Raw genomic sequence first — 222 nt, forward strand, 5'->3', positions numbered from 1 at the left:
CGAGCTCGCGGTCGGCGAGGTCAGCCGCTACGCGAGCCTCGAGGCCGGCGTCACGCCGCCGCCCGTCACGCTCGGCCCCGGCGACTTCTTCGGCATCGACACCTGCATCAACTTCTACCCGCGCGAGGCGACCGTCCGCGCCGAGGAGCGCTGCGTCGTCGTCGAGATGCTGCGCTCGGTGCTCGACACGATCCGCGACGCCGGCAGCGCCGCCGGGAAGAT

At 73.0% G+C, this 222-nt stretch carries 1 protein-coding gene; it reads left to right on the forward strand.

Going from position 1 to position 222, the window contains the following annotated elements; translation table 11 throughout:
• On the forward strand, positions 1-222 hold a 222-nt coding region (locus E0702_RS18760; protein WP_132045955.1), incomplete at both ends, for a cyclic nucleotide-binding domain-containing protein.

The organism is Halomonas marinisediminis, assembly GCF_004347715.1.
In the GTDB taxonomy this organism is placed as follows: Bacteria; Pseudomonadota; Gammaproteobacteria; order Pseudomonadales; family Halomonadaceae; genus Halomonas; species Halomonas icarae.